At 42.0% G+C, this 22,513-nt stretch carries 31 protein-coding genes and 2 pseudogenes; 27 read left to right on the top strand and 6 right to left on the bottom strand.

Annotated features, from left to right (window positions below; all coding sequences use genetic code 11):
- Positions 1-104 precede the first annotated feature (104 nt).
- The 3 genes and pseudogenes from OIK42_RS11515 to OIK42_RS11505 all read left to right on the top strand — a co-directional run bounded on the left by OIK42_RS11515 (position 105) and on the right by OIK42_RS11505 (position 2,310).
- Positions 105-560 (top strand): hypothetical protein, encoded by a 456-nt coding sequence (locus OIK42_RS11515; RefSeq protein ID WP_273640649.1) that lies wholly within the window; start codon positions 105-107, stop codon positions 558-560.
- A 136-nt stretch (positions 561-696) separates the two neighbouring features.
- Positions 697-1,092 (top strand): hypothetical protein, encoded by a 396-nt coding sequence (locus OIK42_RS11510; protein ID WP_273640648.1) that lies wholly within the window; start codon positions 697-699, stop codon positions 1,090-1,092.
- 65 nt (positions 1,093-1,157) lie between these two features.
- A pseudogene (locus OIK42_RS11505) lies at positions 1,158-2,310 on the top strand (IS3 family transposase).
- Positions 2,311-2,341: 31 nt separating this feature from the next.
- Here the strand turns inward: OIK42_RS11505 and OIK42_RS11500 are convergent.
- Entirely contained in the window at positions 2,342-3,250 is a 909-nt protein-coding gene (locus OIK42_RS11500) for an AraC family transcriptional regulator (RefSeq protein ID WP_273640647.1), read from the bottom strand.
- 199 nt (positions 3,251-3,449) lie between these two features.
- Here OIK42_RS11500 and OIK42_RS11495 point away from each other — a divergent pair, with 199 nt between their 5' ends.
- Positions 3,450-4,184: an SDR family oxidoreductase gene (locus OIK42_RS11495; protein WP_273640646.1), complete on the top strand. Its 735-nt coding sequence runs from the start codon at positions 3,450-3,452 to the stop codon at positions 4,182-4,184.
- 225 nt (positions 4,185-4,409) lie between these two features.
- On the opposite strand, the pseudogene OIK42_RS11490 reads toward OIK42_RS11495, so the two are convergent.
- A pseudogene (locus OIK42_RS11490) lies at positions 4,410-5,303 on the bottom strand (IS4 family transposase); the annotation flags it as partial.
- Between the two features lie 69 nt (positions 5,304-5,372).
- Between OIK42_RS11490 and OIK42_RS11485 the strand changes: the two are divergent.
- Positions 5,373-5,654, top strand: coding sequence for a hypothetical protein (locus OIK42_RS11485; RefSeq protein WP_273640645.1), 282 nt, complete (start codon positions 5,373-5,375; stop codon positions 5,652-5,654).
- Between the two features lie 111 nt (positions 5,655-5,765).
- Here OIK42_RS11485 and OIK42_RS11480 read toward each other — a convergent pair whose 3' ends face one another.
- Positions 5,766-6,047, bottom strand: a complete 282-nt coding sequence (locus tag OIK42_RS11480; protein ID WP_273640643.1) for a type II toxin-antitoxin system RelE/ParE family toxin — start codon at positions 6,045-6,047, stop codon at positions 5,766-5,768.
- Complete coding sequence (locus tag OIK42_RS11475; RefSeq protein WP_273640642.1) at positions 6,044-6,328, bottom strand: type II toxin-antitoxin system TacA family antitoxin; 285 nt, start codon at positions 6,326-6,328, stop codon at positions 6,044-6,046. The genes OIK42_RS11480 and OIK42_RS11475 overlap by 4 nt, the downstream gene beginning before the upstream one ends.
- A 193-nt stretch (positions 6,329-6,521) precedes the next feature.
- On the opposite strand from OIK42_RS11475, the gene OIK42_RS11470 reads away from it, so the two are divergent.
- The 12 genes from OIK42_RS11470 (at position 6,522) to OIK42_RS11415 (ending at position 14,576) form a co-directional block, all read left to right on the top strand.
- On the top strand, positions 6,522-6,938 hold the full coding sequence (locus tag OIK42_RS11470; RefSeq protein ID WP_273641513.1) for a GFA family protein: 417 nt from the start codon (positions 6,522-6,524) through the stop codon (positions 6,936-6,938).
- A gap of 188 nt (positions 6,939-7,126) precedes the next feature.
- Positions 7,127-7,921 carry a trypsin-like serine protease gene (locus OIK42_RS11465; RefSeq protein WP_273640641.1) on the top strand — a complete coding sequence of 265 codons (795 nt, stop codon included), beginning with the start codon at positions 7,127-7,129 and terminating at the stop codon, positions 7,919-7,921.
- A gap of 489 nt (positions 7,922-8,410) precedes the next feature.
- Positions 8,411-8,776 carry a hypothetical protein gene (locus OIK42_RS11460; RefSeq protein ID WP_273640639.1) on the top strand — a complete coding sequence of 122 codons (366 nt, stop codon included), beginning with the start codon at positions 8,411-8,413 and terminating at the stop codon, positions 8,774-8,776.
- A 125-nt stretch (positions 8,777-8,901) separates the two neighbouring features.
- Entirely contained in the window at positions 8,902-9,300 is a 399-nt protein-coding gene (locus tag OIK42_RS11455) for a hypothetical protein (protein WP_273640638.1), read from the top strand.
- Positions 9,301-9,786: 486 nt separating this feature from the next.
- Positions 9,787-10,071: a hypothetical protein gene (locus OIK42_RS11450; RefSeq protein ID WP_273640636.1), complete on the top strand. Its 285-nt coding sequence runs from the start codon at positions 9,787-9,789 to the stop codon at positions 10,069-10,071.
- Between the two features lie 181 nt (positions 10,072-10,252).
- Positions 10,253-10,582: a hypothetical protein gene (locus OIK42_RS11445; protein WP_273640634.1), complete on the top strand. Its 330-nt coding sequence runs from the start codon at positions 10,253-10,255 to the stop codon at positions 10,580-10,582.
- A gap of 128 nt (positions 10,583-10,710) precedes the next feature.
- Complete coding sequence (locus OIK42_RS11440) at positions 10,711-11,088, top strand: hypothetical protein (RefSeq protein WP_273640632.1); 378 nt, start codon at positions 10,711-10,713, stop codon at positions 11,086-11,088.
- 117 nt (positions 11,089-11,205) lie between these two features.
- Positions 11,206-11,517 (top strand): hypothetical protein, encoded by a 312-nt coding sequence (locus tag OIK42_RS11435; protein WP_273640631.1) that lies wholly within the window; start codon positions 11,206-11,208, stop codon positions 11,515-11,517.
- Positions 11,518-11,979: 462 nt separating this feature from the next.
- The gene (locus tag OIK42_RS11430) at positions 11,980-12,546 is read left to right on the top strand and encodes a CPBP family intramembrane glutamic endopeptidase (RefSeq protein ID WP_273640629.1); all 567 of its coding nucleotides are present in this window, start codon (positions 11,980-11,982) and stop codon (positions 12,544-12,546) included.
- Positions 12,547-12,642: 96 nt separating this feature from the next.
- A complete protein-coding gene (locus tag OIK42_RS11425) occupies positions 12,643-12,966 on the top strand; it encodes a hypothetical protein (protein ID WP_273640627.1) in 324 nt (107 codons plus the stop codon).
- A gap of 79 nt (positions 12,967-13,045) precedes the next feature.
- Complete coding sequence (locus OIK42_RS11420) at positions 13,046-13,627, top strand: hypothetical protein (RefSeq protein ID WP_273640625.1); 582 nt, start codon at positions 13,046-13,048, stop codon at positions 13,625-13,627.
- 265 nt (positions 13,628-13,892) lie between these two features.
- Positions 13,893-14,576, top strand: a complete 684-nt coding sequence (locus OIK42_RS11415; protein WP_273640623.1) for an alpha/beta hydrolase — start codon at positions 13,893-13,895, stop codon at positions 14,574-14,576.
- A 60-nt stretch (positions 14,577-14,636) separates the two neighbouring features.
- On the opposite strand, the gene OIK42_RS11410 is transcribed toward OIK42_RS11415, so the two are convergent.
- Together OIK42_RS11410 and OIK42_RS11405 are read right to left on the bottom strand one after the other, a co-directional pair.
- Positions 14,637-14,846, bottom strand: a complete 210-nt coding sequence (locus OIK42_RS11410) for a type II toxin-antitoxin system RelE/ParE family toxin (RefSeq protein ID WP_273640622.1) — start codon at positions 14,844-14,846, stop codon at positions 14,637-14,639.
- Positions 14,847-14,918: 72 nt separating this feature from the next.
- Positions 14,919-15,140: a TA system antitoxin ParD family protein gene (locus tag OIK42_RS11405; RefSeq protein ID WP_273640620.1), complete on the bottom strand. Its 222-nt coding sequence runs from the start codon at positions 15,138-15,140 to the stop codon at positions 14,919-14,921.
- Positions 15,141-15,331: 191 nt separating this feature from the next.
- Between OIK42_RS11405 and OIK42_RS11400 the strand changes: the two genes are divergently transcribed.
- The 10 genes from OIK42_RS11400 to OIK42_RS11355 all read left to right on the top strand — a co-directional run bounded on the left by OIK42_RS11400 (position 15,332) and on the right by OIK42_RS11355 (position 22,501).
- Positions 15,332-16,138, top strand: a complete 807-nt coding sequence (locus OIK42_RS11400) for an alpha/beta fold hydrolase (protein WP_374211853.1) — start codon at positions 15,332-15,334, stop codon at positions 16,136-16,138.
- Between the two features lie 84 nt (positions 16,139-16,222).
- Entirely contained in the window at positions 16,223-17,254 is a 1,032-nt protein-coding gene (locus tag OIK42_RS11395; RefSeq protein ID WP_273640618.1) for a DUF2157 domain-containing protein, read from the top strand.
- Between the two features lie 103 nt (positions 17,255-17,357).
- On the top strand, positions 17,358-17,579 hold the full coding sequence (locus tag OIK42_RS11390; protein WP_273640617.1) for a hypothetical protein: 222 nt from the start codon (positions 17,358-17,360) through the stop codon (positions 17,577-17,579).
- Positions 17,580-17,705: 126 nt separating this feature from the next.
- On the top strand, positions 17,706-18,092 hold the full coding sequence (locus tag OIK42_RS11385) for a hypothetical protein (protein WP_273640615.1): 387 nt from the start codon (positions 17,706-17,708) through the stop codon (positions 18,090-18,092).
- Between the two features lie 178 nt (positions 18,093-18,270).
- Positions 18,271-18,720, top strand: a complete 450-nt coding sequence (locus OIK42_RS11380) for a hypothetical protein (protein ID WP_273640613.1) — start codon at positions 18,271-18,273, stop codon at positions 18,718-18,720.
- A gap of 184 nt (positions 18,721-18,904) precedes the next feature.
- Positions 18,905-19,165, top strand: a complete 261-nt coding sequence (locus tag OIK42_RS11375) for a hypothetical protein (RefSeq protein ID WP_273640611.1) — start codon at positions 18,905-18,907, stop codon at positions 19,163-19,165.
- 433 nt (positions 19,166-19,598) lie between these two features.
- The gene (locus tag OIK42_RS11370; RefSeq protein ID WP_273640609.1) at positions 19,599-19,889 is read left to right on the top strand and encodes a YkgJ family cysteine cluster protein; all 291 of its coding nucleotides are present in this window, start codon (positions 19,599-19,601) and stop codon (positions 19,887-19,889) included.
- A 229-nt stretch (positions 19,890-20,118) separates the two neighbouring features.
- The gene (locus OIK42_RS11365; RefSeq protein WP_273640607.1) at positions 20,119-20,919 is read left to right on the top strand and encodes a glucose 1-dehydrogenase; all 801 of its coding nucleotides are present in this window, start codon (positions 20,119-20,121) and stop codon (positions 20,917-20,919) included.
- A gap of 441 nt (positions 20,920-21,360) precedes the next feature.
- Positions 21,361-21,750 carry a hypothetical protein gene (locus tag OIK42_RS11360; protein ID WP_273641509.1) on the top strand — a complete coding sequence of 130 codons (390 nt, stop codon included), beginning with the start codon at positions 21,361-21,363 and terminating at the stop codon, positions 21,748-21,750.
- A gap of 259 nt (positions 21,751-22,009) precedes the next feature.
- The gene (locus OIK42_RS11355; RefSeq protein WP_273640605.1) at positions 22,010-22,501 is read left to right on the top strand and encodes a hypothetical protein; all 492 of its coding nucleotides are present in this window, start codon (positions 22,010-22,012) and stop codon (positions 22,499-22,501) included.
- The last annotated feature ends 12 nt before the right edge of the window (positions 22,502-22,513 follow it).

Genomic DNA, 22,513 nt, shown 5'->3' with positions numbered 1-22,513 from the left:
TTATGTCGCCCGCGGGCGGGCTGGGACACAAACATGCAGGCGGCTTCGCCATTATAGCCTGCCTGTTTGTGCCCCATATTTAGGTGTTATACCTACTGGTGAATATGCGAAACATTTTAGTTTTATTAATCACGATCGTATCTTGTAATACTTTTGCCGCAACAGATGAAGAATCAAGAGATAGGATTAAATCTTTATATGGAGAAAGTGAGATATATGAACACTTTTTCTATGAGTTGAAGGATGCCCTTATTGCGAAAGATATCGAAAAGGTTGCCAGCCTTAACGACTATCCCATTAGAGTCAACTTTGATAGCGGTTCAAAATATTTTAGTAAAGATGAATTCGTTAAGAATTATGCTGATATCGTAACAAGTGAAATGCTTGAAAGGGTCAAACAGCAGACATTCGCAGATCTATTTGCTAGTTCTTATGGCATGCATTTAGGTCTGGGAGATATTTGGTTTACTGGATACTGCATTGGTAAAGACTCAGAAAACCCATGCGAAAAAGTTAAAGTGAATGTAACTGCCTACAACGTCAATCATGTTAAAAAGTAGGTATAACAAACCGCTGTAGACGCAAGCGGAGCTTGCTGGGACAAAAACACGTGGGCTGTCCTCGCTTCGCTCGATATTATAGCCCACATGTTATTGCCCCTAAGCGGGGTGTTAGGCATTTAAGGAGTATATTCAGATGGAACCGGACTACTCAAACTATGATCTCAAGGAGCTTCTAGAAGCCCGAGAATCAATTGATCGTAATACTCACATTCACCGGTATTTTAAAATCAGCCAAGAAATCGACGCTAAAGTTATTCAACCCAAAGAAACACAAAGACTTAACAGTAGAAATAACTTCGCTAAACTAGCATTTGTAAAAGTAATACTTTCGCTTTTGAGCATATTCTTAACACATAAACTTTTTATTGCATTTAAAGACGGTTATATATCCTGGAAAGGCAAAACAGACTACTATGTTCAACAAAGTCCAGAGACTTACTACTTATTGGTCGCAGTAAATGTATTCTTACTGCTTTTCTGCTTGTACTTGTTAGTTACAAATCGTTGGGCTAATAAGCTCAATGCCTAACGGGTTCTACCCAGATTTTACGGACACATTCATAAAGAGGCATACTATGCCTGAAAGGAGTGTCTATGACCAAACGAAGAAAGTATTCCCCAGAGTTCAAACACGAAGCGGTGTTGCTAGCACAGCAGCCTGATGCCAGTTGTCGTCAAATTGCATTGGATATCGGTATCAATCCCAACCTCCTGAGTCGCTGGAAGAGTGAAGCTGAGCAGTCTAAAGATAAAGCATTTAAAGGCAGCGGTTCCCCGCGTGATGAGGAAATGACAAGATTGAAACGCGAACTTGCCAAAGTTAAAAAGGAAAGGGATTTTTTGCGCGAAGCGGCAACGTTCTTCGCCAAAGAGTTACCGTAAGGTATTTGGCGATATCGCGTTGCCGCGATGCCTTCTCTGTTCGTCTCATGTGCCGTTGTCTGAACGTCTCTCCTAGCGGTTATTACGCTTGGGTGGAGCGTCAGCCAAGTGCGCGAGAACGAGCAAACGCACAACTGCTAAAGCGAATGCGCGAAATCCATGACGACAGTGGCGGCATTATTGGTGCGCCTCGTATGCACGAAGACCTCCTGGCTGAAGGGATAAAGGCAAGCTTAAATCGTGTCGCCAGGTTGATGGCTGTGAATGGACTTTATGGTTGGCCGCGTAAGAAGGGCTGAGGTGCAAAGCGCAAATCAGTGCGACCAGCTGGACTATCCAACCATTTAAAACGTGACTTTTACGCCTTTGAACCAGAAACAAAATGGGTGACCGATATCACTGAGGTCGGCACGCTGGAAGGAAAGCTCTATCTGTGTGTCGTGCTGGATCTGTTCAGCAAACTCATTGTTGGCTGGTCGATGCATCATCGTCAGGACCGTCATATGGTAATGCGGGCTGTTGAGATGGCCGTATGGCAACGCCAGGAACAACATCACTTGATCCTGCACTCTGATCGCGGTACACAATTTACCAGTGGCGATTATCAGCGGCTGCTGAAGCAGAAAAATTTAACCAGCAGCATGAGCGCCGTTGGGCATTGTGCAGATAACGCGGCCTGTGAAGGGTTCTTCGGCGTGTTGAAACGTGAACGCATCAACTATCGACAGTACCGAACAAGAGATGAAGCCAGAGCAGATATATTTGATTATGTTGAGCGGTTCCATAATCCGAGAATGCGACGTAGACTTGCTAATCAAGACAACAAGTTTACGTCTTTATTAAACCGTCCGTAAAAACGGGGTAGAACCCTATTCATGGGTGTCTGGTTTTATCATTTAATCATAAAATTCTGATGGCAGACCTCCTTTCGCTGTTTGGCGAAGCGTTCTGATGTCACGTGCGGGGGGCGCGCCAAACAGCCGAGAATATTCTCGGCTAAATTGTGACAGACTCTCATACCCCACTGATAAAGCGACGGCAGCGACGCCGCCAAGCTCAGTAAAGAGTAGCCTGCGCGCTTCATATAATCTGATCTGTTTTTGATACTGAAGAGGCGACAATCCAACCGTTGCCTTGAAACGTCGATGAAAAGCCGACGGGCTCATGTTCACGGTAGCGGCAAGTTCTTCCACCCGAAATGCCGTGGCGTAGTGTTTGCGAATCCATGTAATGGCATTTCTGATTTGGAAAAAACGATCATCAATACCGGCTATTTGTCTTAACACCGCACCTTGTGGGCCGCGCAGCATTCGATACAGGATCTCGCGTTCAATAAGAGGCGCGATTAAGTCGATATCATCCGGATGATCGCTAAGACGGATCATCCTATACCATGCATCAGCAAGATCATCACTCACTTGATCAATGCAAAAACCTCTCGTCTCAGACAAGCTCAAGGGGCTATCCATCTCACATAAAATCTCTGTCACTAACGCTCGGTCGAGAGAAAGCCGCAAAGCCAGATAGGGGGAAGTCGGAGTCGATTCAACCACTTCGGCAATTACAGGCACCTCGACGGATGTAATAAAGCTTTGTCCCGCACGATAGTCGACGACTTGATCCCCGATGACAATCCTTTTACTCCCTTGCAGGATTAGGCTAATCAGGGGTTGATAGATCTCAGGAAAAAGCTCAGTCGGCTGACCAACTCTAAGAATATCCAAACGAGGAATTTTGGTTTGGGTAAGTACGGATTTAGCCCGTTTTTCTACAAGATACCTTAGTTTTTCAAGCGGATGATTCATATCACTCTTTCTAGCATAGCTTTCATCAAGCCTCAATAAATTAAGCAGGAATAGGCATTTTATAGATAGAAACTAACACGCCAGCGTTTAGTGGGTTTGTTATAAATATTAACAGTGTAATAGAGATACCTAATGGGCTCTCTGAAGTACATGTTTGTTTATTTTAACCACTCCACGTCTTTCGAATAGGAAATATGCCATGGAAATTAAAAATTCAGTCGTCCTCATTACAGGCGCATCATCTGGTATTGGTGAAGCGACAGCACGTGCGGTCGTTCAAGCAGGTGCTCAAGCCGTGTTATTAGCAAGACGGCAAGATCGACTTGATGATCTAGCAAAAACGCTGGGAAACGATGTTCTGGCCTTACCCTGCGACGTAACCAACCCCATCGAGGTTCAAAAAGCCGTCCAGATCGCGCAAGAAAAATACGGCCGAATCGATGTATTGATCAACAACGCGGGACAGGGACTCTATGCCACGATTGAAGACATTAGCATTGAAGACTTTCGGGAGCTATTAAATCTCAATACCGTTGCGCCACTGAATATGATGCAAGCGGTCATTCCCTTGATGCGCAAACAACAAGCCGGGTGCATCATCAATGTTAGCTCGGGCGCGACCTTAGCAACTTACCCAGGTTCAGCGGCTTATACGAGCTCAAAGTCAGCACTGAACATGATCTCAAAAGTGGCACGGCTTGAACTAGCGGATGCAGGTATCACTGTCTCTTTGCTACACCCCTTCATGACAGCGACCGAGTTCTATGGCTCGGTGAAATCCGGCTTAAACACTTCTAAAGAACAAGAAGCCGGCGCTATGTCAATCGCACATCAACCATCATTAGCCGCGCAAATGATCGTCAACCTAATAAAAACGGGCGATGAAGAGGTAGATCTTGTTCCGAAAGAATATGGGGGAAGTTTCGAAGAATAACAGGTAACCTACGTTTTAAGTAATTAGGGTCAGATGAAAAATAGGGTGAATTTTCATCTGACCCTAAAATCTCAAATTAGGCCGACTAGTTTGAGTTTTTTTCCGTTCTAGGTATCTCTAACAAGCCAATTATGGCAAGGACGCAAAACGCATGTCTTGCGCTCCTTCGTCGCTAATTATAGCCATGCATTTGTGCGCCCCATATTGGAGCGCTGGGGGATCCCCTCATAATTCAGGTATTCCGGTAACGTGAACTTTCCGGATGTACTGAGTGATAGCCCACCTAATTTCAGAGATTGAAACGGGGTAATCCCGCCGGCGTTTTTGAACTTCCCGTCCGAGCCTGATTAGTGAGAGTACCGGACGATTTCGGATGGTATTAGCCTGGAAAGCACGTTGCCAATTGTGCTTGTACGCTATGATCCCAATCAGCCTGAGCAGCCATTCGGCAAGCATCGCAATGAGCAACAGCACATCGAATCGTTTAGGGCAGCGTGTTCTGCTGTGGCGAAGCCCCAGTCCGTACTGAGGGCTTTTTATGTCCCGGAAGCTTTCTTCTATCTGCATTCGCTTGGCATAGAGGTTGACGAGTTTCTTTGAGGGCATTGATTTTGCGGGGATATTCGTTGCCAGTAGCCAGGGCTCTTTACTGCTATCCCGATAATTTTGTTGTGCATTGTGATGACGTCCCGCTTTCGAAGAACGTTGGTCTTTGCGGCCTTTGGATTTGGCTTTAAACAAATGCAAACAAGCATTAATCGGGCTTTTTCGCCCAAACTAACCAACCCCCAGGTAACGCGCCCTGGCGTTGGCTGAAGGATAAAAAGACTTGTTGCTGCGCCATTTTGATTGGCCCTGCTCACGAAAGCCAACTTCACCACGTATACGGCCAAGCCAGAACCAACCAAGCCTTTCCACTTCACGGAACCATGTGTTGCGGTAGCTAGCATCGGTGACGATAAGGGGGCAACAACGCTGAGGCAGAATGCCTGCTAATTCTCGTAAAAAAGGGTTGTGACTGACCGGGGAATTGTATTGAGAAAATGGAAATACCCGCTCATAGAGAATGACAGAACGGCCTTCAAAACTGACAGATGCACGCAAGGTTTGATGACGCATTCACGGGGCCGCTTCGCGATTATGGCCCCGTGCCTGCGCCCCAAAGCTTAAAGGTTAGGTGACACTGGAATGTTTACCTTTGGATTGAAGAAAAAAGATATCGCTTGCTGTTTGCTTTGTTACAACGAGGCGGAGTATGTCTTTTCAAAAAGTATTCGGAACTCGCTTCTTTCGCTTGCACTAATGCTTTATGCCATTACCTTTTTGGCCTTCGTGCTTTTTGCGCCTTCATTCTTGTATGTGTTTGTTGCAGGTATTGTCGCTTCTGTCTTTGGGGTTTACACCAAGCTTTTTATGCACGTAGAGCTTCGTTGTAGAAAATGCAGAAATTCATTGCTAAACCAAGCCTAGGTTGTGTTAGCTTTTTCACCTAACAAACCAAGTAAGCGGGACAATAACACGTGGGCTCCCGTCACTTCGTTCCGTATTTTAGCCCACGTATTATTGCCCCTTCTTGGGGCGTTAGTTGCCTACAGGAAATTTTTGCTTTTGGTGTAAAACTCGAAGAATGTGAATAATGTCGTCTTTTATGAAATATGAAACAATCATTGAAACCTCTGGAATTATTAACAATCTTCCCGGTATACCCTCTCTCTCCACTCCCATAAGAGGTTGCTGGTTCAAGTTTTCAATTTTTTTCTCAATTATTGCATCCGTTTTTTCTGCTGCTAATGGGTTAAATTCGTATAAAAACTCGAAAATAGCCTCACGATCGTCCAACGAGCTTTTTTCCCATAAGATCATTTTTTGGCTTTATTCCTAATTTTCATTTTTCGAGCTTCCATGTCCAAGTTCGCTTCTTCATGACTGACGAACTTGCTTTGCCCACTTTCTAATTTGCTGAACGCAGCATTAATCTCTTCAGTAAGCCACTGATCATGAGTAATTATTTTTCGTTGCTGTTCAGCGAGTTCTTCCGTAAGCTCTCTACAAGCGTCACTTAAAGTGCGTCCTTGGCTTTCGGCCATTATCTGAGCTAGCCGTTTAGTTTCTTCATCTACTCTAAACTGAATACGGGTATCCATGGTAAACTCCTTATGAAATGTACACACAAATGTTAGCACACCCATTGAATTTACGGCAACTAACAAACGCATAAACTCGCTCGCGGGCTCGCTGGGACAACAACACGTAGGCTCCCTGCGCTTCGCTTGGTATTGTAGCCTACGTATTTTTGCCCGTTATGCGGGTGTTATATGTTTCATCAATTTAGGAGTTATCTCAATGTCTAAGGCTAGCTGTCTTTGTGGTGCTGTAAAAATTACCGCTGAAAACGTAAATCCTAAGTTTACAGTGTGTCACTGCCAATCGTGCAGAACTTGGGGAGGTGCGCCATTCTTTGCGGTGAAATGTGGTACTCAAGTGAAAATTGAAGGTGATGATAAGGTAAAAATGTACAAATCATCCTCTTGGGCTTCTCGTGGTTTTTGTACTGAGTGTGGAACTCATCTGTTCTATAAGTTTAAAGAAACAGGCGAGTACAATATGCCAGTGGGTTTATTTCCAAATCTAGAAGGGTTGGAAATGGATATGCAATATTTTAGTGACATGCGCCCGAGCTATTATTGCTTTGCCAACGAGACTAAGGAAATGACTACAGAAGAAATCATGGCTTATTTTGCGGATAAGGTGTGACCAAACATATAACAAACGCTTTAAGACGGATTCGCAACGCTCGGCGGTTTTGGTTTGATTCGGCTTGTGTGTTTACGGTGTAATGATTGAGTGTTGTGGTAGCGTTGCTCACCACTTAAGCGGGCGTTATATACCTCAAAGAATAAACTTCTTCGCAAGTCTAATAAAAACATAAATAGGGAAATTAAATGAAAGTCATTCAATATATATACTTAGCCTGCATACTAATATTTTCCTTCGATAGTTTGGCGATAGTCGTTCGCCATGATGTTCAAGCTAGCAAGTATGAATTAGAAAAAACACCATCGTTTTTCGTCGATATGCCAGATGGCGGGCATGGTGCTTTGATAGCTCCTAATTGGGTCGTGACGGTAGCACACCTTTTACCACCAAATATTATTGATAAAACACTACAAATCGGCGAATACGAAGTTGAAGTAGAAAAGGTAATCATCCATCCCGGTATAACGGATATTCCTGAGAGCATGTTAAGTGGGGACGCTTCTGATTTAATGGACTTTATGATGACTGCCCACGATATTGCTTTAGTAAAGTTAAGTTCTGACTTACCAGATAGCGCCCCCATTGACATATATTCTGAAAACAAAGAGCTCAACCAAGTAATAACAGGGTATGGCAGAGGGACAACGGGAAATGGTATAACTGGTTCTATTCAAGGAACTCAGGGAAAATTTAGACTTCTGCAAAATAGAATTGAAGAAGCCCATACTAATTGGTTATCAATCACTTTTGACTCCGGTGAAAAAGCTCTTGACCTTGAAGGGATTGACGGTTCCGGTGATAGCGGTGGCCCTTTGATTATGGCCGTTGAAGGAAAAAAATATTTAGTTGCCTTGTTTAGCTGGGACTATATTGAGGGAAATTTAGAAGAGTTTGCGGCTGGTCATTACGGAAAAAAGTCTTACCAGGTCAGAATTTCTACTTATAGTGATTGGATCAGAAAAACCATGTCCGAAAACTAAATAACGGTATATAACAATTTACTCAAAAGGACGTAAAACGCTTGGCTTGCGCTCCTTCGTCGCTAAGTTTAGCCAAGCATTTTTACTCGCGTTCGTATAACAAAGCGTTCAAACGGACACGATTCGCAGCGGCGGATGTTTTTACTACGGCGAGCGTGCCGTTTAACTAAAGTGTTATAAGCACAAGGAAGTTTAGTTATGAAAAATAAATTTGTTTACTGTTTAAAAATGGCAATAGGTATTTCTATTGGTACAGCTATATATCAACTATTAATACATTCAGAGTCTGCGTTTGACTTCTATAGACCTGCTTTTGTGGGGGGATTTTCATTCGTGCTTTTATATATTTACTATTCAATAAAGTCCCGTAAAATGGTTAATGTGCGTATAACAAATTTATTAAATATTGTTACGGCCAAAAAAACGGCCTCCACTGGACGCGCGAACAACGCGCGCCATTTATAAAAAGCGTTATACGCTATTTAAACTATGAGCCTACAACAAACAAGCGAATTATTTTTAATCATTGCAGCATTTAGCTTTGTGATGGCAATTTTTCCTGCACAATATGGTGCTGTGTATACTGGGCTAAATATAGCTATTTCAGGCATCATAATTTTTATTGTTGGCTTACTAATATCATTTCCAGTCAAGCCAGATTTTAACAGGGCATTAGCCTCAACTATTGGTTCATTGAGTTTTTACTTTGCATTAATATTTTTAATCTCATTCATTGGTTTTTGTGTCAAAGGAAGTATCACTTTCTTATCGCCATCAACTTTTTTGAACGTTTTTATATTTATTGCATCGTTTGTTATCGCAGTATTTTTTAAAGCTAGGGGGCGGGTGTGGTAGTGTATAACAAGCCAATGTTGTTCAGCCAGCAAGCTGGCTTGGGAAAATTACTCGCTGCCACTGCGTGGCAAAACACTCGTAATTTCCCCAAATTGGGGCGTTATGTAACTAAGTGAGGAGAGATGGTGAGCAAGGAAATTATAGGGAAATACGTGGCGATTTTTGGACTATTGCTTTTTTGGGCGCCGCTTTGGGGAATTGTTGACTCTTATTTAATTATGTCTTCTTCATTCCAGGAGATAACGCTGTTTGGAGAAAACAAACCTGAAATATCAAAAGAAGAAATGTCATCAGCGGCTTTGTCTACGATCTTAGGATTATTCTTATCTTTAGTTGCGATTTGCCTTTTAACACTTTCTGTTGTGGGCCTAAATTATCGAACAAGATGGCTATTTTGGGTGTTAATAATATATTCAGCATTGTTACTCTTCATATTCCCAGTTGGTACATTTGTCGGATTAGTTGTTCTAGTATCGTTAGTTTTAAGTAGGAAAAAATTTGGATTTAGCGGTGACGTTACATAACAAACCGCTGTAGACGCACGCGGTGCGTGCTGGGACAAAAACACGTGGGCTGTCCTCGCTTCGCTCGTTATTATAGCCCACGTATTTTCGCCCCTAAGCGGGGTGTTATGTTTTCAGATGAGCATGTTTAGCGTTTATCAAAGAGCTATATTTTGGCGATTCGTGATGGTAATCGTTTTGGTCGGTGGGTTTGTTGCAGGTAATGTGATAATTCAGGCTAGTAACGGTAGAATTATATTTAGTATTTTGTGGTTTGGTATTGGTTCAACTTTAGCCATGATAATTTATGCATTTTCAAGTTATCAAAAATGTAATCATTGTGGTCACAAAATCGCAATTGGCATTAACAATTTAGGACTCACATAAACACCAAATGCTTGTCCAAAGTGCAACAAGAAAACATAACAAAAACATCATGGTGGGAATTTTACTCGCTGAAACAGCGCTCCTAAAATCCCCATATGTTAAGCGTTAGTACCCAAAGGAATGGAAAAATTGAAGGTAAAACCATCTAAAACGTTATACCTTAAAATGGTACGAAGTATCGTACTGCTGTGCATTGTTATTGGCGGTACTGGGTATGTGTGGTCTACATCAGTATATGAATGCATTCAAGTTTTTAACTGGGAATTCTGTGGCTCAATCGGGCAAGCAGAAATGGTTTATGCCTTGGTGGCACTCGATGTCATTTTGGTTATTTATATTATGGTTCCATTCTTTACATACATCAGTTACAAAGAAATAATCAAAAGTCGTAATAAAAGCCGTTAACTAAAGCAGGTACAAGGTTGTTTTAGTTCACGGGTACTAACAAACCGCTGTAGTCGGTCGCAAGCTCCCTGGGACAATAACACGTGGGCTAAAATTTGGAGCGAAGCGACTGAGCCCACGTGTTATTGTCCCTAAGCGGGGTGTTATGTACCTCCAGAAGTGATAAACACAGGAAGCTTAGATGAGCATAGAAGCGCGAAAAGTTCTAGAGGCGTTGGAATCTTCCGGTAAAGAAGGAGTTGGCGTGATTACTCTCTCCTTAGAAACAGGTTACAGACAATCAGAACTAAGAAGTTTCTTTAAAAATCATAAACAGTATTGCGTCCCGCTTAACGGAGAGACCAAGTATAAACTTAGTCAATTTACTGAAACATGCGGTTCTGTTGATAAAATGCTGAAGGAAATCGAACGGCAAAAGGTAAATGATCGAGTATCTAGAGCTTTTTACTATGGCCTAATTGTCGGATTAGTTATCGCTAATATCGGCACATTCGCTGAGTTGTTATTTTAAGCAAGGTACATAACAAAAAAATTATTTCGCCCGCAGGCGGGCTGGGACACAAACAGGCAGGCGGCTTCGCCATTATCGCCTGCCTGTTCGTGCCCCATATTTAGGTGTTATGTAACAAGGGAAGTTTTATGAAAACCATATTAGTAAGCATTGATTCAAAACCTATTCAATCACTTTTCATGGTTGTTGGACTGTTGTTCTGGGTTTCAGCCTGGTACATTTATCAATCAACGAATACTACAACAGAATTCCTCTTCTCAATATACGATATTCAAATTGAGTCACTTGCATCAAAGAATATTGAGCCAAATCAATTGGTACTTAACGGTGAAATACTTCGTGATATTGCCAGCAAGTTTAACAACCATAGCAACTTTGGTGTTATCGGGATGGTTATTGCTGGGGCTTTTTTTCTTTTGCTAACGTTAGGGTTGTCTGTATTTAATGTTTCAGTGAACAACAAAGCTCACGCTAATAAGCAAATGTCACATAACAAACCGCTGTAGACGCACGCGGGGCGTGCTGGGACAGTAACTCGTGGGCTCAGTCGCTTCGCTCCAATTTTAGCCCACGTGTTATTGCCCCTTATGTGGGCGTTAGGCATACAGACAAGGAGAGTCAAAATGAAATCAGAAATTGTAGAGCTCAATGTAACTCAAACATCTAAAACGCTCGCACTCTTAGCTGCAGTCATCAGTATATTAATATCGATTATAGGTATAGTGTCATTAGCAGTAGGAGTGGAAACTAAAGTAGCGTTCGAATTCATTGTTTCGATAACTGTTACCAGTAGTGATGGGAAATTTTTCTTATTTCTCTTTTTGCCGGTGTTAAATTTTGCAGCTACTTATATGTTAGTAGCTGTTTTTTGTATCGTATACAACTTAGTTGCAAAACACACTGGCGGAATAACCTTTTATACTAAGCCCCAATAGAAGCATGCCTAACAAAAACATCATGATGGGAATTTTACTCGATGGCCTTCGGCCAAAAACACTCGCAAAATCCCCATATGTTAAGCGTTATATGTGGTGCTCTACTAAAAGGATGTTATGAACAAATACATAAAGGAAAATTGGAAATTCTTGTTGCTATGTCTGGTCTTCACAGGATATTCAGGGCTGCAAAATGATGAGGCATTCATAAGTGTTCTTGTCAAAGTAGTCATTTATCTCGTGGTTATGCCGGTATGTCATTATCTATTTATAACAAAGTTAGAGTTTGATAAGTCTGGGCCTATTCCCATTCATCAATCGCCGATATTTTGGGTTGGTGTTCCTGTTTTAATGGTGCTTATTTATGTTTTTGTGTAACGCAAATAACAAACCAATGAAGACGGATGGCCGCAAAAAGCGCGTCCACCGCTTATTGGGGCGTTATATACCAAGGATAGGTTTGTGCGACGAATTTTATATGGTGCACTAATTTATGTAGTACTTCAGCTAATTTCAAGTAGCTTCATTACCACTGAGCTTCGGTCTTTATCTGCACATGGAGTATTCCTCTTAGTTGCTGGAATTGGGGCATCACTAATTACTAAACAAGGAATTAAGCTCGGTAAAGCTTCTTTCGTAATTGTTTTAACAATATTAGTATTATTTGGTCTCTACAAATTTCTACAGGTTTCATTTTTTACTCAGCCTGATAAACAAGAGTTGTTCGGCGATATATATCTATTTTATTTTGTCGCATTAGGAATTGTTTCAATAGCTGAGGAATTATATTTCCGTGGTATTGTGCTGGAAGATTTGACTCAGAGGTGTAATGTTTTAATTGGTAGCTTGGCTTCTGTTATATTTTTTACATTTATACACTTAGACACCTCTCATATAGGCCTAGCTTTTCATTTTCTATCAGGAATAATTTTCGTTTTGCTATACAATAAATTTAAGGGGGTGCTATTGCCGAGCTTGGCTCATATGACAGGCAATTGGACAGTGTTTTTTTATATCAATGGCATATAACCAGACGCATCATCAGACAAGTATAGGTATGTCACTATTTTTGTTCCAGAAATTCCGCCATCCACACCCTTGCTGTTGTGCTGAACGTTGTACACCATGGTAACTATTGCTGATGTAATCAAAGGTGCAGTGCTTAGTCCCTTACTGGTATTCCCTTATTTCATAGCTGCTACTTTTAGTAGCGAACTAATATTGGACGGCTTTGCGGGCGCTTTTATGGTGGCTTGTTTTAGTCTGATTGTCGTTTATCTAATAATGCTAATTTACGGTGTCCCGCTAGCACTTTTGTTAAATAAATTTTCTATGTTTAAACCACAATACTTTTTACTAGCGGGTATAGTTCCTGGACTTTTAACAGGTTGGCATTTGGGGTTGTTGGCTCTATCAATTGCCATTAGCTTATGTGGTTATTGGCCCTAAGCGGGGTGTTAGCTGCCATCTTTTGACGCTAGTGCTCCTCGAAGAATTTTCTGCTTTTTTTGATATAAAAGGAATTTATATGAAGTTAATGCTGTTTTTTGTAGTTCTTTTATTGTCGGGTTGTACAACAGCCTTGTGGGCTCCAAACTATGAGCAGGAATGGGTTGATGGCTTTTATGTTAAAAGTGATTCAAGTCAACTATTCGTTACATCCTCAAATTCAGCTTATCTGTTCAACATCAATAAAAACTTCGCAGAAGCACTTCTCTTATCGCGAAAAGAGGAGTTTTATCCTTACTTCGATCAATTCCAATTGAACAAGGACAATACTATTGAAGGCGATGTATCTCTAACTCTTGCTGACGAGTTTCCATCATCCGAATTAGAGAATGAACTAATTGCATTAGGTTTCAAAAAAGACGAATTGTTGCATCGATACAAACTAACCGAAAACATAAGAGGTAGACGCTATATCGTTGAAGGCATATTACCTTTGGAAAAGCTTGAAAAACGTCGCCAGATTGCAGTAGCACAGCCGTCAACTTTTACCGAAACTGCCGGAAAAATAGCAGCAACACCAGCAACTATAGTTATAGACTCAGTAATTACGGTACCAGCGGTCTTTTTGGGGGCTATAGTTATGGCGGCAGGTGGCAGCTAACAATCCCATAAACACGCTTCGCTGGGACAATTACTCGCAGGCTCCCGTCGCTAGCGCTCCTATTTTAGTCTGCGGTAATTGCCGTTATGGGGGCGTTATAAGCCTATGCCTTTTGACATTTTCACCCGGAAAGGGAGTTTTTAAATTTTGAAAATTGTTTTTTTAGTCCTTGCTGCCTTAATTTCAACCGCTGTTAATGCGTCGAATTTTGTAAATATTGAAATACTCCAGTCTAAATTTGTTGCGGAGACACCAAATATAATCGTTGCGCGTACCTTTATCTTACGAGTCAGAGACAATAAAAACTTACCCAGTTTTATTTGTTTTAGATGGTGAGCTAAATGGTGAGCTGGTAAAAGGCATGTTTCAGAGACTACATTCATCTAACGGTTCAAATGAACACATTATTGTAGGTGTCACCAGTAGCAATCGTCTGAGAGATTTCGCTCCGACTGTGAACAAAGACCCCAGAGGTCCAGTTGGTGAAGGTGGTGGCGGTGACAAATTCCTGGACTTCATGGAAAAAGAACTCATACCAACGATAAACGAAAGGTATCGCACCAGCAACTTCAACGTCCTTGCAGGTCATTCAATAGCTGGTCTATTGGTTATGCATAGTTTTCACTCTCGCCCTAATGTTTTTCAGGCTCATTTAGCGTTTAGTCCGGCTGTCTGGTGGGGAGATCGCGAAACATCAAAAGCTACAAAACAATATGTCGCTACCAAAAAGCATATTCAAAATTATCTCTATATGGATATAGGCAGCGAAGGTGGGGAGATGCGTCAGGTTTATGATTCTTTAGCGCAAACTATTTTGAGAAATCGCAACATTGATTTAAATTTGCGATTAGATGAGTTTGAACATGAGCCTCATGACTTCACTATGGTAGCCGGTCTCTATAATGCACTTAAAGGATTATTTCAGCATCAACAGAAATACGGTATGTAACTAACAAGTGCGGTCAGCGGATTCGTTACGTTCGCTGCTACAAACGTTATACTCAATTGGTCAGAATAACTTTTTAATATCGCGGTAAAAGTTCTCATGAGCGCCAAGTGCTATCAATTCGAGTATTACAGTGCCATCCTCGTAGCTGTAACCAAGTAAAGTTAACTGCTTGACCATCTTGAACTTGTACACGCGAAGAAAGGCTAGGTCGCCTTTTTTCTGCTCTCCTAAGAGAGGATCTTCGATTAGTTCCCTTACGGCTTTATCCAAGTCTTTTTTCTGATTCTGATGTAACTTTTTTACTGCTCTCTAAAATTAGCTGTCTGTAAAACACTGGTAATTTTAGCCAAAATCGTAAGGCTCCAATTTTCCGGCCTCTTTTTCAGCTTTGGAAATAATTGCCTGTTTCACGAATTCGTATGGCAAATCAGGATTATCTTCCATCATTTCACCTATCTTTGCCCAATGCTCAATTTGTTTTGGCATAGTTCGGTTCAGTGCTTTGCCCATAATAGTCGCTTTTTCAACTAGCTCTTGGTCTAGTCTTACGCTTGAGGTTGCCATAATATGTCTCCTGATAGTTCGTTATTATATTGTAGCAATGCGCTACACGTGTAGCACATTGCGCATAACGAGCGCATTAAATCGCTCGCAGGCCCGCTGGGACGCTAACACATGGGCTGCGTCACTTCGTTCCTGATTTTAGCCCACGCGTATGCGCCCCCTTGTTTAAAAGTTAGTGTTAAGGAGAAGATGTGAAAGCCGTATGGTTATTTTTAAGTCTTATTGCCCCAGTGGTTGTTTTTGCTAAATCTAGCTTCATCACGGTAAATGGCTATGATGTGGAATACGAAATGGCCGGCAAAGGCAAACATGTCCTGTTTTTAGAGGCCGGGGGGGCAGCAGGCTTATCTGATTGGGATCCTATTTTCGATAGCCTCTCCATTAACAGTCGTGTCATTCGTTACTCACGGGTTGGTAACGGCAAATCAGAGCAAGTTAGGAAGAACTACAGCTCTGAAGAGTATGCAGAAGAGGCTCGTTTAGTTCTTGAAGCTTTAAATATTAAAAGCCCAGTAGTATACGTGGCCCATTCATATGGGGCGTACATCGCTAGATGCTTTGCTGCAACCTATCCTGAATGGGTATCTGGGTTAATGCTAATTGAGCCAGCATCGGAACATGATGTTGATATTATGAGAAAAATTGACCTTGAGAAAGCAGAAATAGAAATTGCTCAAGTGAAACTGGATGATCTGAAAAATGGTATGTCTAATCAGTATCTGGATTTTTGGGCTAAACGACCCTTGCCCGATTATCCTGAGATACCGGATATTCCGGTGACAGTCGTTGCATCAATAAAAAAGTATGATAACCCTCCATTACTTTTTTTTACCGATGAAGCCCGAGAAATGTGGGGGGAATTGCATTCCAAATGGGCGAGTGCATTCCCTCAGGGAAAAGCCGTATTAACAGAAAAAAGTTACCATTTCCCACAGAACGACGAACCAGATATGATAATTCAGGAAGTGAACGCCCTTTTGGAGAGAATTAAACACTAACAAGTTCAGTCAGCGAATTCGCTTCGGTCTCCGCTGCTGAAAACGTTAGATGCCAAGAGACTTGTCACAAAGGTTCCATTACAGATGAAAATTACCAGAAAAAACCTCGATGATGCTGTCGTAGAGAACATAATAACCGCTGAACAGGCGGTAAAGCTGCATAATTATTTAGCTAGCTTACCGAGCACGGGGCCAACATTTAATTTCACAAATGTTCTTTACTACCTGGGAGGTCTAATTGCAATTGGCGCGATGACTCTCTTCATGAATTTAGGATGGGAAGCCTTTGGGGGATGGGGAATATTTTTTATCTCGTTGGCCTACGCAGGAATTGGCCTCATATTAGCCGGCATTTTCCAGGAAAAGGGCTACGCGATTCCCGCAGGAATTTGTGCCACTTTCTCCGTTTCCCTGACCCCTTTGGCTGTATACGGACTGCAGCAAGCGCTTGGCCTTTGGCCAGACGAGAGCGTTTATCGGGAGTACCACAAGTATATTAAATGGCACTGGTTGTATATGGAGCTCGCTACGCTGATAGTCGGCCTGATCGTTGTCTGGCGATATAAGTATCCTTTCCTGGTAATGCCGATCGCTGTAACGACCTGGTATATGTCAATGGATGTCGCGGTAATGATTATGGGCGATTACTACGATTTCGAGTTTCGTGCTTTAGTCACAATGTATTTCGGCATACTGATGATTTTCGGAGCCTTCTGGATTGATATCAGATCTCAAAGCAGGATTGATTATGCGTTTTGGCTATATATTTTGGGGGTAATGGCGTTCTGGGGGGGAATGACCGCGCAGGATTCTGACAGTGAGATTTCGAAGTTTATCTACTTCTGTGTAAATCTGTTCATGATAATCGCGGGCGTTGTCATCGTCAGAAGAGTGTTCGTTGTTTTTGGCGCCCTAGGCTCATGTCTGTATTTGGGCCACCTGGCTCAGGAAGTATTTGAAGACAGCTGGTTATTTCCGATGACACTTACTGCAATCGGATTATTAATAGTATATCTCGGTGTTGTATGGCAAAAAAATGAAAAGGCACTAGCTGAAAAAGCTCGTTCACTATTGCCAGATAAAATTAAGAAATTTATCGAGGCCAAGGCAAATTGAAATCGACATTTAGCAAGGTGCTGCTGTCGGGCAAATTTTCCGCTGCGCTCCGAAGTGGCCCCAAAACTTAGCGTTATACGTCAAACAAGGGAATTAAATGATAATGGAATTTAATGCAACACTTATCGGGCAAATCATAGCTTTTTTGGTATTCTCAGTGCTCGCTATCATAGTGGCACGGGTGAGCTACTATTTGGGCAAACGCAAAACCGAAACTCCAAAGTTAGTTGCCGCGATTGGATTTTTTTCGGTGATGATTCCACCTTTAGCGCTTATTTATTTAATGGTATTGGTGTTTAAAAAAGATATAAACCAAATTGATTGATATGGTGAATATATCAACGTATAACAAAAGAATGGAGATGGATATCTGCGAAGAGCACTCAGCTACCGCTTATTTTGGTGTTGTACAAACTCCGGTCCAATTCCAGATACTAATTAAGGATGAATAGTGAAAAAGTTACTTTTACCAATATTGCTATTAAGCGCAAACGTATTTGCCGCTGACGCACCAATCTCAATTGCTTTTGAGCTCAATGAAATGACAATCCCCGCCAAGGACACTGTGAATAATTTTGAGTCTAAATTTGAAATTGCTTTTGCTTACAACAAAGAAGTCGATTATGTGCAGGACAAGGAGTTCAAAGCACAGTTTGAAGTGATTGAAGCAAATGGTTTACCTCAGGTTGCTATTAAGCTTTTCGACTATGACAAAAATGAAGAGCTATTTCCGGTCGGTAATTTTACGTTAAATACAAATTGGGGAAGTAAATCAGAGATCACCTGGTGGTACAAAGCCACAAAGTACAGTATTTCTGCAACACCAAAAAAGCGGTAAGCCGTCACTTTGAATAGCAGGGCGTTACTATCGCCGCTAGCGCGGCTGGAGCAGCTTATGCCGAGCTCCAGCCGCCTCAGAATTTAGCGTTATGGTGGTTCTCATGTGGGTTTAAACAAACTTTACGTAAACCTCGTTGCTCTTTACCATTTGATAAAAATCTTATCAGGGAATTTTGATGATTAAAGTAAAAAGGATGAAAGTACTACCATTAACGACAGTCATTACAGCACTAATTCTGATAGCTAGTTGTAGTTCTAAGTTGTCTGAGATAAAAACTAGTGAACAAGTGAAATTAGCAGCATGTTTGCAGATGCATCAAACATTTGTCAATATTATTCAAGAGGGCAAACTGGGCGGTTTCAATAGTTCTATATCAATCAAAGCTCGCAAACCTATAATATTTCAAAGTGTTCATAATAAAGGCGGTTATCGCGGCATTTGTTCTGAAGCTCAATTTGAATTGTTACAAGGTGAGCTCGTTGAAACCATACCGAAACAGATGTTTGTATTTGTTCAAAGTTTTGATAGTGACGCATCTGAATTTAATGAATACGAGAGTCTCCTTTATTCTCTGAACAAGCCTAAAAATTTCAAAAAATGGTTTTATGGTCAACATCAAAATTAGATGTCGCACGCCTCTTAATTTTGTAGTATCGAAGATGATAAACATTTCAGTGCGCAAAAGAATGTGCGCAGCCATAAAAAATTACATAACGCACTCCCTTCGGTCGTTGGGACAAAAATACTATCGTATTTTCGCCGGTTTGTAAGGCGTTATATTATTGGTAAAAATAAATAAGGAAGTTTAAATGAAACCTTTTTCTTTAATTCAATCACACAACTTTAAGTTATTGCTGTTCCTTGCACGGGCTATTGCAATTATTGCCATATTGCTATTGGTGGGAAGTTTGTGTTTTATCGTTTGGTCCATCGTCTCAGGCATTCATTTTAATGCATTGGGCGCATTACCTTTATTAGTCTGGTCTATTTCGTTATTTGTTTTTGCAGGGGTTATTGCAATCCTTATATCAATTGAAGAACACTTAAGAAGCAAGAAGTGCGCGATGTAATAAACCGCAGAATATATACAAATGCATGAACCACTCGATGCGCTCGCTAGAGACGAAAATACACAGGCTCCTTCGCTTCGCTCGTAATTATAGCCTACCTATTTTTGCCCGTTATGCGGGGGTGTTTATGCCAATGAACGCGCATTTAGTTGGTAACTGGACTCTGTTTTGTTTTAGTCTGGCATATAACAAACCGCTGTAGCCGGTCGTAAGCTCACTGGGTCAATAACACGTGGGCTCAGTCGCTTTGCTCCAATTTTAGCGCACGTGTTATTGCCCTATATTTAGGCGTCATGTTTCAAGGAGAAGAAATTAAATGAACTTGCCTTATCGAAATCTCATATCGGGAAGATTACAGTCACAATCTCATAAATGAAGGTTGTTGGTAGCAAATTTACGGTATCATGCACAATTGACTAAACTGTAGATACTTGTGCTTATACCAACTAATACACCTTCATCCTCAAACGTTTCCTGCTCAAACTGCAAAGCTTGTTGCTGCCGTCTTGAAGTTATGATTATCTCTGATACTGGCGTGCCAGAAGAGTTCATCTCACGTGATCAGTATGGCGGTGAAACAATGATGAGATTAAATGATGGTTGGTGTGCGGCTCTAGACAGAGACACGTTACTGTGCACTATTTATGAAAATCGTCCCTGGATATGTCGCGAATTTGAAATGGGTTCTTTTGAGTGCTTAGAAGAACGTATTGAGTTTTTATAAAACAACGCATTAACGTTTATCCGTGTACGTGAGTTGTCAGCCATAGCAAAGCGTTTAACAGGGCTCCTCTGCGCTTGGCAGTTTGGGTCCACAGTTTAACCCTTGGCGAAAAGCAGCTAACGAGCCAGGTAAACGGGACTAATACACGCAGGCTCCCGTCACATCGTTCGGTATTACAGTCTGCATGCACTTGCCCCTGCTTGGGGGGGGGAGCCATTAGGAGGAGCGAATGTTGAGACTCGAAGGAAAAATCGCTTTAGTCACCGGGGCTGCAAAAGGTATTGGTGAGTCGATCGCTCGTCATTTTGCAGCGGAAGGTGCATTTGTTTATGTCACGGATATTGATCAGGACAATGGGCAGCAAGTCGTGTCATCGCTTGGTGAATCTGCCTGCTTTGCTGGGTTGGATGTTCGTGATGAAGATGCCTGGCAAAAGCTTACAGGTAAAATAATCGATACACACGGCAGGCTTGATATTGTTGTTAACAATGCCGGTATTACAGGCTTTGAAGAGGGGGTTGTGCCCCATGATCCAGAGAATGCAACCTTAGACGCCTGGCGCAAGGTGCATGAGACAAACCTCGATGGCGTATTTTTAGGCTGTAAGTACGCCATTAAAGCCATGCGCAGCACGGGTCGGGGATCCATTATTAATATCTCGTCGCGTTCTGGCCTGGTCGGTATTCCAACTGCCGCGGCCTATGCTTCAAGTAAGGCGGCTGTGCGTAATCATACTAAAAGTGTGGCGTTGTACTGTGCACAGCAGAATTTGACGGTTCGGTGTAATTCAATTCACCCCGCTGCAATTCTGACACCCATGTGGGAGCCTATGCTGGGTAATGGCCCTGAGCGCGAGGCAAATATGGCCGCTTTTGTGCAAGACACACCGCTCAGGCGTTTCGGTTTGCCTGAGGAAGTAGCCTGTGTTGCTGTCATGTTGGCTTCAGATGAGTCTGGCTATCTGACAGGAGCGGAGATCAATATTGACGGTGGCATTCTTGCCGGTTCAGCAGGAGCACCTGCGAAATAGTGTCTGGCAATACACGGCGCTCGCGCCCCGAGGTTGTCGGGGTGTTGAACCGCTGCGCGGATCGTTGGCCCGTGTGTTTTGTTAGGTGCTTTTTAGGTTTTATTTACCAATGACGAAAATTAACGTTATTGGCGGCAGTGGAAGCGGTAAATCTTATTTTAGCAATCAGTCATTAGGCGGATGCTAAAAAATATTGGAAAACAAAATCTAAATATCGCATTCTGTTTAATGAGAACTCAGCGGGCAGCATGCGGTTAATCCGGTTAACATTAAGCGCAGCAGTGGAAGCATTTTTTGACAACGTTGTGCTGCCGTGACCATCACATTAAGTCGTTTGCAGGCCACTGCAACAAAAACACATTGCGGCTTTGCTATTTACGCATTGCGCTTTTGTCCAAAGCTTAGCGTTATATGCCATTAGGAGAAAGTAAGTTGAAAAGGATGTTACTCGTTTTATTGGCTTTTACATTTGCTGCGAATGCTGATGAAGAAGCGCTCTCTGTAGACAGGGTTGTACCAAATGGCATGGCGTTAGCCTTTCCCAATGAGCAAAACATTCAGCCGGAGCAAAGTGATTTTGAAGTAAACAACTATGTTTTGATGAGCAACGATTCGGGTGAACGCTGGGCGGTTGTAACTCTGACTAACCAGGCATCCGGTGGGCGCACTTTAACTCAAAAGCACTTAATGGCTATCGTCGCAAACGGGCGGCGTATTGGGCCGGTTGAATTCATGCAATCATTCAAAGGGCATGAAACTCTGTCGGTAACAATAACTTTTGGAATCAGTCAGTTTCCGTTGTTGTCGGTTTATTCCAGGACGGGCACATAACAAGTACATCAGGTCGTCGCTACCATTTTGCTGTGAAGCGCAATGGTAGTCTTATTAATAGATCTGTAGGACTTTTTAATTTCATTCTACGATTATAAACACCGGAATAAATCTGACGACTTCACTCTAATAACAGAAACATTGGTGTCTTCTGATTTGGTCATTTTTGCGACACCCGTTTACTGCTACTCAAGGTAAGCGGGAAAAGTACATGCTCCTGCCTGGAGAGTTATGTGGCAAACAAGGAACTTAGGATTAAATGGACAAGAACTCTTATAGTTTAATGTTTCCGTTCGACTTCTTATCGAATACATCACAAAGCAAAGTTATCTATCTTCTTAGTACTATTGCCATTTCGACAATACCTGCGTTGAGCATTTCATTTTTGATTTATGTGTTTTTCCCTGAAGCTGAGTCGCCTGAGTTTCCGAAAGGTATTGGTGAATTATTTTTCAGTGTTGTTATATTCGCCCCTGTTGTTGAAACGCTGCTGTTATGGCTGGGTATTTCAATAATTAAAAAGTTTACCGCTTCCATTTGGAAGGCCACACTTATTTCGGCGTTATTGTGGGCGATAATTCATTCAATTGGCACTTTTACACACGGTTTTGCCATCTTTTGGTCATTTGTTGTGTTTTCGTTTGTGTTTATTTCCTGGCTTGAAAAATCGAGAAATTTAGCGCTGGGAATGTGTATGGCAACTCACATGGGGCAAAACTTTTTAGTTTTCTTATTAATGCAAATTCCATAATTTTTTGGTATA

This window comes from Alteromonas gilva, assembly GCF_028595265.1.
GTDB lineage: Bacteria > Pseudomonadota > Gammaproteobacteria > Enterobacterales > Alteromonadaceae > Alteromonas > Alteromonas gilva.
Note: the sequence above shows the minus strand (reverse complement) of the source record. Positions and strands in the feature narration are given on the sequence as shown.